Raw genomic sequence first — 10015 nt, 5'->3', positions numbered from 1 at the left:
TCACGAAGTGCTCCGGCAACCGGCCCGTCGACAACCACCCTACGAACCAGCCCTCAAGAACACCACGAGCTACTTGACGTCCGTTAGGAACTCAAGACCGGGACCCCGGCCCCCCTGTTCCGGGTCCTCGTACCCTGGTGCGGGGGACCGCGGCGGGACCGGCTGCCGACGTACGTACGCACCGGCTGGAGGCCTGTCGTGAGCGAGAGCGAGAGCTGGAAGGAGCGCGGTGTGATGCTGCGCGTCTTCGTGTATGTCTTCGCCACCCACCTCTTCGCCGGTTTTGTGTGGCTGCTCTTCTATGTCGGCGAACACGCGCAGAAGTGAGCCTCAGCTCGGTCCCGCGGCGCTCGCGAACAGTTGGCGGAAGGCGTCCGCCGAATCCGTGCCCGACCGCCCGAAGGGCGCGTCGAAGTCCCACACGAGGAAGAGCAGAAAGGCGATCAGGGCGCTGAAGAGCCCTGCCAGCAGCAGCTCCCTGGGGGTGCGGCCGATCTGCAGCGTGAAGATCAGGCCGACCGTCACCAGTGCCCCGGTGATCAGGCCGAACCACACGACCCCGGGCAGCGTCTCCCCGGCGTTCTGCGCCCGCGCGTTGCGCGCGTCGTCGGCGACGGCGACCTGGTCGAGCATGGGCTGGTACGCCTGCGCCTCCAGCTCGTTGGCCGGTGTCCGCTGGGCGATGTGCGTGCGTACTGCGCCGAGCAGTTCCGCTCCCCGCCCGGACAGCTCGTTGTGGTCGATCATCCTCGGCCACTCCTGGTGGACGACGTGGGAGACGTAACGGTCGATGTCCGTGCGGAGCTGCTCCTGGACGCCGGCCGGATAGACCGCGGCTCGCTGGGTGACCTCGTGCAGCGCCTGTGCCTCGCGGCGTACGTCGTCCTGCGCGGCGCTGCGCGCCTCCCAGACGCCGGCGATGGCGAGGCCGAGCACGATCGCGTACACGACGCCGACCATCATCGTCATGTATTCGAGGACGTCAGGGGTCTCGGGGGCTTCGCCGTCCTCCGCCGCCCCGGCCCGGTTCAGCCGGTACTGCCTGAGCAGGGCGATGACGAGGACGACGGCACAGGCGGCGGCCATCGCGACGGTCAGGACCAGCCATTCCGACATGAGGTTCTCCGAACGGGGTGTGGGGAGAGCGGCGAGGGTGTGGGTCAGGCGCGGCCGCGCCCGCCGGCGGACCTGGAGCGGGGCCGCAGCAGCGCCGCGGCGAGCACGGCCGGGGTGGTGGTGACCAGCAGCAGGACCACGAGGGGAGTTCCGGCGTCATCCGGCTTCCCGGTCGCGCGGCGGTAGTTGCGTACGGCGATGACGTGCCGCCGCTCGGGTCCCTTGCGGGCGACGGGTGCGGGGGGCGCCTCGGGGGTCGTCGCCGGGGCCGACTCGGGGGCCTTCGCGAGGGCCTTCTCGACAGGGGGCTCCGGGGCGTCCTGCGGGGGCGGGGGCCGTTCGGCAGGTGGCGCGACCGGCGTGGGTGAGGTGGGAGGCGTGGGAGGCGGCGGTGTGGGAGGCGGTGGCGGAGCCGGCGGCACCGGCTGCGCAGGGGGCGGTGTCGGGGGCGGTGCCGGAGCCGGCGGGCAGTCCTCGAAGTGAACCGACACAGAGACGGACACCGATACCGACACCGACACGGACACCTGCGCCCCGACCCCGACCCCCTGCGAGCCAAGAATCGCCGCGACCCCCAGTGCGCTGAACTGCTCCCATCCCGCCACATAAGCAAGCTAAGGGAACGAGACCCGGGCGGAGGGCCGACATCACCCGTACGACTGATCAGCACACTTGTCGGACAGGGGACGGCAGCGGTCCGGGATCGATGTTTTGCACCTTGTTGCATAATCGCTTCTGGGCGGCTACAACTGGACCGTCGACCCCTGCGCGAGGAGGCGCCCCGATGAGCCCGACCCCGTACCCGCATCTGCTGAGCCCGCTCGACCTCGGGTTCACCACCCTGCCCAACCGGGTGCTCATGGGCTCCATGCACGTCGGTCTCGAAGAGGCTGAGCGCGGCTTCGAGCGGATGGCCGCCTTCTACGCCGCCCGCGCCCGCGGCGGCGTCGGCCTCATCGTCACGGGCGGCATCGCCCCCAACGACCGGGGTCGTCCGTACGAGGGCGGCGCCAAGCTCACCACCGAGGCAGAGGCGGAAGGCCACCGGACCGTCACCGCCGCCGTGCACGCCGAGGGCGGCCGGATCGCGATGCAGATCCTGCACTTCGGCCGGTACGCGTACCACGCGGACCTCGTCGCGCCGAGCGCCATCCAGGCCCCCATCAGCCCGTTCGTACCGCACGCCCTGACCGACGCCGAGGTCGAGGAGACCATCGAGGACTTCGTACGGGCGGCACAGCTGGCGAAGTCCGCCGGGTACGACGGTGTCGAGATCATGGGCTCAGAGGGCTACTTCATCAACGAGTTCATCGCGAGCGCCACCAACCACCGCACCGACCGCTGGGGCGGCTCGTACGAGAACCGGATCCGGCTCCCGCTGGAGATCGTCCGCCGTACGCGCGAGCGGCTCGGCCCGGACTTCATCCTGATCTACCGGCTGTCCATGCTGGACCTGGTGCCCGGCGGCTCCTCGCTGGAGGAGGTGATCACGCTCGCCAAGCAGATCGAGGCGGCCGGCGCGACGATCATCAACACCGGGATCGGCTGGCACGAGGCCCGTATCCCCACCATCGCGACGTCGGTGCCGCGCGGCGCGTACACCTGGGTGACGAAGAAGCTCATGGGCTCCGTGTCCGTGCCGCTGGTGACCAGCAACCGCATCAACACCCCAGAGGTCGCAGAGCAGTTGCTCGCCGAGGGGCGCGCGGACATGGTGTCGCTGGCCCGCCCCTTCCTCGCCGACCCGGACTTCGTCGCCAAGGCGAAGGCGGACCGCGCGGAGACCATCAACACCTGCATCGGCTGCAACCAGGCCTGCCTGGACCACACCTTCAGCGGGAAGATCACCTCCTGCCTGGTCAACCCGCGGGCCTGCCACGAGACCGAGCTGGTGCTCTCGCCGACGCGGCTGCGCAAGCGCGTCGCGGTCATCGGCGCGGGTCCTGCCGGGCTCGCCTGCGCGGTCTCGGCCGCCGAGCGCGGCCACGAGGTCACGCTCTTCGACGCGGCGGAGGAGGTCGGCGGGCAGCTGAACATCGCCAAGCGGATCCCGGGCAAGGAGGAGTTCAACGAGACGCTGCGCTACTTCCGTACGCAGCTCGAACTGCACGGCGTCGAGGTGCGTCTCGGCGTCCGCGTCACCGCAGAGGACCTCTCGTCGGCCGCGTACGACGAGATCGTCGTCGCCACCGGGGTCACGCCACGGACCCCCGAGATCCCGGGCGTCGACCACCCGAGCGTCGTCAGCTACCTCGACGTCCTGCGCGACGGCGCGCCGGTCGGCGAGCGCGTCGCGGTGATCGGTGCGGGCGGCATCGGCTTCGACGTCGCGGAGTTCCTGACGGACGGCGGCGAGGGCGCGAGCCTGGACGCCGGGACGTACTTCCGGCAGTGGGGCGTCGACACGGACTACAGCGCGCCGGGCGGCCTGACGGCCCCCGAGCGCCCGAAGCCGCCGCGTACCGTCCACCTTCTCCAGCGCAGGACGAGCAAGGTCGGCGCGGGTCTCGGCAAGACGACGGGGTGGATCCACCGTACGGAGCTCAAGCACCGCGGGGTGACGATGACGGCCGGGGCGACGTACGAGCGGATCGACGACGAGGGCCTGCACGTGAGCGTCGACGGGACGGCCACAGTCCTGCCCGTCGACACGGTCGTGCTGTGCACCGGTCAGGAGCCGCAGCGCGGGCTGTACGAGGAGCTGAGCGCCGCGGGCCGGCCGGTGCACCTGATCGGCGGGGCGGACGTGGCGGCGGAGCTGGACGCGAAGCGGGCGATCGACCAGGGCACCCGCCTCGCGGCGACGCTCTGATGCCTCCTGCCTAGGATGCGGGCCATGTCCCTCCCGCACGCGATCCTCACGGCTCTGCTCGAAAAGCCCTCGTCGGGGCTGGAGCTGACCCGTCGTTTCGACAAGTCGATCGGCTACTTCTGGTCGGCCACGCATCAGCAGATCTACCGCGAGCTGGGGAAGCTGGAGCAGGCGGGCCAGATCCGCGCGCTGCCCTCCGCGCAGCCGACCCGCGGGCAGAAGAAGGAGTACGAAGTCCTGCCCGCGGGCCGCGAGGAGCTGACCGAGTGGGTCGCGCGCTCCGAGGACCCGAAGCCGGTCCGCGACCCGCTGCTGCTGCGGCTGCGCGCGGCGGGGGTGGTCGGCAGCGCGGGCCTGGAGGCGGAGGTCGGCCGTCATCTGGCGCTGCACCGGCGGCAGTTGGCGCAGTACGAGGCGATCGAGGCGCGCGACTTCCCGCCGGAGCGGCAGTCGACGGAGCAGGACAGGCTGCGGCATCTGGTGTTGCGGGGCGGGATCGAGCTGGAGACGTTCTGGACGAAGTGGCTGACAGAGGCGCTGACCGGCCTGAGGGCCGGGGCACTCGACGAGCGAGGCGCCGGGTGACGGAACGGCGGGGGTGAGGGGCGCCGCCGGGACGGAGTAGGCCGACATGCGACACCTGACGGCCCGTGAGACTGTCGCGGCGTGACGGATTCCTTGATCGCCGCCTTCTCCGCGGCCGCGCTCGCCCTGCTGCTGAAGTCTGTCTTCGGCCTCTGCCGCGCCGTCGGCAGCACCGACCCGTCCGCGGAGGCGCACTCCGTAAGGCTGGCGCTGTACGGATGCGGCATCGCCGTGCTGACGCTGGGCCTGTTCATCGCCCTGGCGTGAGCGGACGCCTGTCGGACCGTCAGCGGCGGCTCGCGGCCGGCGGTGACGTCGACGTCACCGCATGGGGTGACTCGCCGCCAAGTGGCTGGTGAACCAGTCCCGGGCCAGGTCGGCGACCTCGTCCAGGGCGCCCGGTTCCGCGAAGAGATGCGTGGCGCCCGGGACGACTTCGAGCCGGTTCTCGCAGCGAAGTTCCGCCTGGGCCTGGCGGTTGAGGTCGAGGACCAACGTGTCGCGGCCGCCCACGATGAGCAGCGTGGGCGCGCGTACGTCGGCGAGGTGCGGACCGGCGAGGTCGGGACGGCCGCCGCGGGAGACCACGGCGGCGATGTCCACGTCGCTGTCGCCGTCGGCACCCGCGGATGCGGCGCCGAATGACGCGGCGGCCCGCAGCGCGGCCGCGGCTCCGGTGCTCGCACCGAAGTAGCCGATCCGGGCCGACTCGCGCTCCCGCAGCCAGCGGGTGGCGTCCGCCAGCCGCCCGGCCAGGGTTTCGATGTCGAAGACGTTCGCCCGGTCGGCTTCCTCTGCCGGGGTGAGCAGGTCGAAGAGCAGGGTGCCCAGGCCCGCCCGGTTCAGGGCGGCCGCCACCAGCCGGTTGCGCGGGCTGTGCCGGCTGCTGCCGGAGCCGTGGGCGAACATCACAATCTCTTCGGTGCCCCGGGGCAGGGTGAGGTCCCCGGTCAGCCGGACCCCGCCGGCGTCCACCTCGACCTCGGTCTCACCCCCGGCCGGGTTCTCGTCTCCTCTCTCGGCCGCCTGCGCGAGCAGGGCGACGACCTCCTCGTCGGGGGTCTGGGAGAAGTCCTGGTACCACTCGCCGACTGCCCGGAACGCCCTCGGCGTGGACAGGCACACCACTTCGTCCGCCTCTGTGCGCAGCCAGGCGACCGCGTCCGGAGGCGCCACCGGCACGGCAAGCACCACGCGGGCCGCGCCCTGCGCCCGTACCACCTCGCACGCCGCCGCGGCCGTCGCGCCGGTCGCGATCCCGTCGTCCACGATGATCACCGTGCGGCCGCCGATGGCCGTCCGCGGCCGGTCCGTGCGGAACCGCTTCGCCTGCCGTGCGAGCTCGGTCTCCTCGGCGCGCTCGACCGTTTCGAGTTCGTCCCGTCCGACTCCGCTGCGGCGGACGATGTCGTCGCTGATGACGCGTACCCCGCCCTCGCCGATCGCGCCGTACCCCAGCTCGCGGTGGTACGGCACCCCCAGCTTGCGGACCACGATCACATCGAGTGGTGCGCCGAGAGCCTGCGCCACCTGGGAGGCAACCGGGACTCCGCCCCGCGGCAGGCCCAGGACGACGGGATTCTCCCCCCGTACGTGCCGTAGCGCTTCGGCAAGTCGGCGTCCCGCATCCATGCGATCGGTGAACAGCACAGCGGTTCACTCCCATCCCTTTCGTAATAACCCCATCTGTGGCTGTTTCGCAAGCGGGAGGCGAGGCGGCGATACGGTCGGTCGCATGGAACGAATCGGAGCGGTCCTGATCGACATCGACGGCGTGCTCACGGTGTCCTGGAAGCCGCTGCCCGGCGCCGTCGAGGCCATGAAGCGGCTGCGCGACGCCGGCCTTCCGCTGGCGCTCGTCACCAACACCACCTCACGGACTCGCGCGTCGATCGCCGCGAAGCTGGCCGGGGAGGGCTTTCCCGTCGGCGTAGAGGACATCCTCACCGCGCCCGCCGTCACCGCCGCGTACTTGCGGGAGCACCATTCGGGCGCCCGCTGTCTGCTGCTCAGCAGCGGCGACGTCCGTGACGATCTCGAGGGGGTGACGCTCGTCGACGGGACGGGGGACGCCGCCCCGGATGTGGTCGTCCTCGGCGGCGCGGGCGACGAGTTCAGTTACGCGGCTCTCAATGCCGCCTTCCGTCATGTGCAGCGTGGCGCCGCGCTGATCGCCATGCACCGCAACCTTTACTGGCGTACCGCGGAGGGGCTCGACCTCGACACCGGGGCCTTCCTGCTGGGGCTGGAGCAAGCCGCCCGCGTCGAGGCGGAGGTCACCGGCAAACCCGCCGCTACGTTCTTCGCCACCGCCCTGGCGCACCTGGGCGCCACCGCGTCCGAAGCGCTGATGGTGGGCGACGACATCGAATCCGATGTGCTGGCGGCGCAGCGCAGCGGAATCACCGGGGTACTGGTCAGGACGGGCAAGTACCTGCCCGAGACGCACCGGGCGGCCGACGGCTCACCGGACCACGTGCTCGACTCGTTCGCCGACCTTCCCGCGCTGCTGGAGAACGGTAGACCGGACGCAGCTGATTAGACATCTCTCTATGTTGACGCTCGTCGATTCAGCGTGCACTGTTGATTCCACAGACATCGATGCAGGGGAGTGTGTCATGAGCGATCAGTCGGACATCCGCGAGACGGTCCGCGCCGGATATGCCACCGCCGCCCTCAAGGTCACCCAAGGCGGCACGGCCTGCTGTGGTTCCCAGTCCGCTTGTTGTGGTTCCCCGTCCGCCGAGGTCGATGAGAACTTCGGCGCGGGACTGTACGGGGACGAGGACCGCGAGGCGCTCCCCGCCGACGCGGTCGCGGCATCCCTCGGCTGCGGCAACCCGCTCACCGTCGCCGAACTGCGCGAGGGTGAACGCGTGTTGGACCTGGGGTCGGGCGGCGGTATCGACGTACTGCTGTCCGCGCGCCGGGTCGGCGCGAGCGGCAGGGTGTACGGGCTGGACATGACAGAGGAGATGCTCGCCCTCGCCCTGGCCAACGCGGAGAAGGCGGGCGTCACCAACGTCGAGTTCCTCAAGGGCGCCATCGAGTCCGTACCGCTGCCCGCGAACACCGTCGACGTCGTGATCTCCAACTGCGTGATCAATCTGTCCGTCGACAAGCCCGCCGTCTTCGCCGAGATGTTCCGGGTGCTGGTGCCCGGCGGCCGTATCGGCATCACAGACGTGGTGGCCGAGGACCGCCTGACCCCCGCCGAGCGCGCCGAGCGGGGCAGCTATGTGGGCTGCGTCGCGGGGGCGCTGTCCTTCGCGGAGTACCGCGAGGGCCTAGAGGCGGCCGGGTTCGGCGGCGTCGAGATCACGCCTACGCATGAGGTCGCGGACGGGATGCGGTCCGCCGTGGTCCGTGCGGTCAAGCCGTCCGCGCGGGCGGCGTGAGCGTCGGGGCGAGTCAAGCGCCCCCGGGCGGGCTCCAAGCGCCGGGGCCGATCAGGCGGCGGGGCGGATCAGCCTGCGTACTGCCCCAGCATCTTCCCCATCGCGGTCAGCACGGAGGGCGCGACCCGGTAGTACACCCAGGTGCCGCGCCGCTCGGAGGTGAGCAGGCCCGCGTCCTTCAGCTTTTTCAGATGGTGGGAGACGGTCGGCTGCGAGACGCCGACGTCCGAGATGTCGCAGACGCAGGCCTCGCCGCCCTCGTGGGAGGCGACCGACGAGAACAGCCGCAGGCGCACCGGGTCGCCGAGCGCCTTGAACATGGCGGCGGTGCGGACCGCCTCCGCCGCCGTGAGAGGGCGCTCGGTCAGCGGCGGGCAGCACGGCTCGACATCGGGCCCGGCATGCAGGCCGGCATCGGACTCCAGCAGCGGCAACGCCTTCACATTCGACATACGTCTATGTTGACACATGTCGAACCAACCGCCCAGGGCTCGCGGCCGCCCCCGGGAAGCCGGTCAGCCGACGTGCCCCCGCGGCCGCCGCGCAGCAGGGGGCGAACTGGGCGTCAGAGCCAGCCGTTGCGGCGGAAGCTGCGGTGGATGACGAAGCAGGCGACGACCATGACACCGAGAACGAAGGGGTAACCGTAGGTCCATCGCAGCTCCGGCATGTGGTCGAAATTCATGCCGTACACACCGCAGACCATGGTCGGCACGGCGATGATCGCCGCCCATGCGGTGATCTTGCGCATGTCCTCGTTCTGGGCGACCGTCACCTGTGCGAGGTGGGCCTGGAGGATCGAGTCGAGCAGGGCGTCGAAGGATGCGATCTGCTCGGTGACGCGGGCCAGATGGTCGGTGATGTCACGGAAGTACGGCTGTATGTCAGGCCCGACCGGGGGCAGCGGCTGGGTGGCGAGGGCCTGCAACGGCCGTGCCAGCGGCGCCACCGCGCGCTTGAGCTCCAGCAGTTCGCGCTTGAGCTGGTAGATGCGGCCCGCGTCGCCCCTGCCCGCGTGCTCGGTGAAGACGGTGCTCTCGACGGCGTCGATGTCGTTCTGTACGGCGTCCGCCACGGCGAGGTAGTCGTCGACCACATGGTCGGCGATGGCGTGCAGTACGGCGGCGGGGCCCTTGGCCAGCTGCTCGGGAATGTCCTCCAGGGCCTCCCGGAGCGGGCCGAGCGAGCCGTGCCTGCCGTGCCTGACGGTGATCACGAAGTCCGGCCCCGTGAAGATCATTAGCTCGCCGGTGTCCACCACCTCGCTGGTGGCCGTGAGCTCCTCGTGCTCGACATAGCCGCACGTCTTGAAGACGGCGAACAGGGTCTCGTCGTACCGCTCCACCTTGGGCCGCTGATGGGCGACCACCGTGTCCTCGACGGCCAGCGGGTGCAGACCGAACAGCTCGGCAACCCCGGCGAACTCCGTCTCGGAGGGCTCGTGCAGCCCGATCCAGACGAAGCCGCGGCTGGACTTGCGGACCCGCCGCAGAGCCTCGTCCACCGGGCCGGTGTCGGGCTGCCGCACCCCGTCCTCGTAGATCACGCAGTTGACCACCGTGCTGCCCAGCGGGGAGCGGGCCGGGTGGCTCAGGTCCACGGTCCTGCGGGTGGCGCGGCGCACGGCGCGGCGGAGATTGCGGATCATCGGCACAGCTGGCTCCTTCGGACAACCAGTCGCCAGTGTGCCACCGCCGTGCAGGTGACCGGTGACCGGTGCATCTGACCGGAAACGAACGGGCCGGTGGACCGTGCGCCGCCCTCCGGAGCCCTGCGGGCCCTGCGTTTTCAAGGGCCGGGGAGGGGGTGCGTATGAAGTCCGTCAAGAGCACGCCAATGGCCGTATGAGGCGCGTCAACGCGGCGCGTGGGTGCTCGGAAGCGAGGTTTCCTCGAGCTGTCCGTTCGTTCCGAATCTCTTCCAGGAGCTCACGATGGCCGACGTGGCCTTCGTCGTCACCACGATCGCGGTTTTCGCGCTGGTGGCGTTCATCGCCAAGGGGGTGGCAAAGCTGTGACTGCCGAGAACATCGTCGGCCTGGTCGTGGCCGTCGCCCTGTTGGGCTACCTCGTCCTCGCCCTTGTGTATCCGGAGAGGTTCTGAG

Annotated in this window: 13 protein-coding genes; 8 read left to right on the top strand and 5 right to left on the bottom strand. The window is 70.7% G+C overall.

The features are described 5' to 3' along the window. Positions 1–198: 198 nt before the first annotated feature. Positions 199–327: a DUF6126 family protein gene (locus tag ACFYWY_RS28290; RefSeq protein ID WP_307662210.1), complete on the top strand. Its 129-nt coding sequence runs from the start codon at positions 199–201 to the stop codon at positions 325–327. Between the two features lie 3 nt (positions 328–330). On the opposite strand, the gene ACFYWY_RS28285 is transcribed toward ACFYWY_RS28290, so the two are convergent. Further along, positions 331–1116 (bottom strand): hypothetical protein, encoded by a 786-nt coding sequence (locus ACFYWY_RS28285; protein ID WP_389190901.1) that lies wholly within the window; start codon positions 1114–1116, stop codon positions 331–333. A 44-nt stretch (positions 1117–1160) separates the two neighbouring features. Then, on the bottom strand, positions 1161–1721 hold the full coding sequence (locus ACFYWY_RS28280; RefSeq protein WP_389190899.1) for a hypothetical protein: 561 nt from the start codon (positions 1719–1721) through the stop codon (positions 1161–1163). Between the two features lie 179 nt (positions 1722–1900). Between ACFYWY_RS28280 and ACFYWY_RS28275 the strand changes: the two genes are divergently transcribed. The 3 genes from ACFYWY_RS28275 (at position 1901) to ACFYWY_RS28265 (ending at position 4780) form a co-directional block, all read left to right on the top strand. Beyond that, the gene (locus ACFYWY_RS28275; protein WP_389190897.1) at positions 1901–3928 is read left to right on the top strand and encodes an FAD-dependent oxidoreductase; all 2028 of its coding nucleotides are present in this window, start codon (positions 1901–1903) and stop codon (positions 3926–3928) included. A gap of 24 nt (positions 3929–3952) precedes the next feature. Then, positions 3953–4513: a PadR family transcriptional regulator gene (locus ACFYWY_RS28270; RefSeq protein ID WP_389190895.1), complete on the top strand. Its 561-nt coding sequence runs from the start codon at positions 3953–3955 to the stop codon at positions 4511–4513. Positions 4514–4594: 81 nt separating this feature from the next. Further along, a complete protein-coding gene (locus ACFYWY_RS28265; protein ID WP_389190893.1) occupies positions 4595–4780 on the top strand; it encodes a hypothetical protein in 186 nt (61 codons plus the stop codon). A gap of 54 nt (positions 4781–4834) precedes the next feature. Here the strand turns inward: ACFYWY_RS28265 and ACFYWY_RS28260 are convergent, their stop codons facing one another. Further along, positions 4835–6163 carry a phosphoribosyltransferase family protein gene (locus ACFYWY_RS28260; protein ID WP_389190891.1) on the bottom strand — a complete coding sequence of 443 codons (1329 nt, stop codon included), beginning with the start codon at positions 6161–6163 and terminating at the stop codon, positions 4835–4837. An 85-nt stretch (positions 6164–6248) separates the two neighbouring features. On the opposite strand from ACFYWY_RS28260, the gene ACFYWY_RS28255 reads away from it, so the two are divergent. Together ACFYWY_RS28255 and arsM are read left to right on the top strand one after the other, a co-directional pair. Then, positions 6249–7055 (top strand): TIGR01458 family HAD-type hydrolase, encoded by an 807-nt coding sequence (locus ACFYWY_RS28255; RefSeq protein ID WP_389190889.1) that lies wholly within the window; start codon positions 6249–6251, stop codon positions 7053–7055. A gap of 76 nt (positions 7056–7131) precedes the next feature. Next, complete coding sequence (arsM, locus tag ACFYWY_RS28250) at positions 7132–7911, top strand: arsenite methyltransferase (protein ID WP_389190887.1); 780 nt, start codon at positions 7132–7134, stop codon at positions 7909–7911. A 68-nt stretch (positions 7912–7979) separates the two neighbouring features. Here arsM and ACFYWY_RS28245 read toward each other — a convergent pair whose 3' ends face one another. Further along, positions 7980–8363 carry an ArsR/SmtB family transcription factor gene (locus tag ACFYWY_RS28245; protein WP_389190885.1) on the bottom strand — a complete coding sequence of 128 codons (384 nt, stop codon included), beginning with the start codon at positions 8361–8363 and terminating at the stop codon, positions 7980–7982. Positions 8364–8476: 113 nt separating this feature from the next. Further along, positions 8477–9559 carry a magnesium and cobalt transport protein CorA gene (locus ACFYWY_RS28240; protein ID WP_389190883.1) on the bottom strand — a complete coding sequence of 361 codons (1083 nt, stop codon included), beginning with the start codon at positions 9557–9559 and terminating at the stop codon, positions 8477–8479. Positions 9560–9781: 222 nt separating this feature from the next. Here ACFYWY_RS28240 and ACFYWY_RS28235 point away from each other — a divergent pair, with 222 nt between their 5' ends. Then, positions 9782–9928, top strand: a complete 147-nt coding sequence (locus tag ACFYWY_RS28235) for a hypothetical protein (RefSeq protein WP_389190881.1) — start codon at positions 9782–9784, stop codon at positions 9926–9928. After that, positions 9925–10014 carry a K(+)-transporting ATPase subunit F gene (gene kdpF, locus ACFYWY_RS28230; protein ID WP_175264873.1) on the top strand — a complete coding sequence of 30 codons (90 nt, stop codon included), beginning with the start codon at positions 9925–9927 and terminating at the stop codon, positions 10012–10014. Before ACFYWY_RS28235 ends, kdpF begins: the two co-directional genes overlap by 4 nt. The last annotated feature ends 1 nt before the right edge of the window (position 10015 follow it).

Origin of the sequence: Streptomyces sp. NPDC002870 (assembly GCF_042888505.1) — a bacterium.
Taxonomy (GTDB): Bacteria; Actinomycetota; Actinomycetes; order Streptomycetales; family Streptomycetaceae; genus Streptomyces.
Note: the sequence above shows the minus strand (reverse complement) of the source record. Positions and strands in the feature narration are given on the sequence as shown.

Excerpts from the sequence above, each read along its gene's own strand:
- ACFYWY_RS28240 (WP_389190883.1), bottom strand. The coding sequence starts at position 9,559 with ATGATCCGCAATCTCCGCCGCGCCGTGCGCCGCGCCACCCGCAGGACC.
- ACFYWY_RS28255 (WP_389190889.1), top strand. The coding sequence starts at position 6,249 with ATGGAACGAATCGGAGCGGTCCTGATCGACATCGACGGCGTGCTCACG.
- arsM (WP_389190887.1), top strand. The coding sequence starts at position 7,132 with ATGAGCGATCAGTCGGACATCCGCGAGACGGTCCGCGCCGGATATGCC.
- ACFYWY_RS28270 (WP_389190895.1), top strand. The coding sequence starts at position 3,953 with ATGTCCCTCCCGCACGCGATCCTCACGGCTCTGCTCGAAAAGCCCTCG.
- ACFYWY_RS28245 (WP_389190885.1), bottom strand. The coding sequence starts at position 8,363 with ATGTCGAATGTGAAGGCGTTGCCGCTGCTGGAGTCCGATGCCGGCCTG.
- ACFYWY_RS28275 (WP_389190897.1), top strand. The coding sequence starts at position 1,901 with ATGAGCCCGACCCCGTACCCGCATCTGCTGAGCCCGCTCGACCTCGGG.
- ACFYWY_RS28285 (WP_389190901.1), bottom strand. The coding sequence starts at position 1,116 with ATGTCGGAATGGCTGGTCCTGACCGTCGCGATGGCCGCCGCCTGTGCC.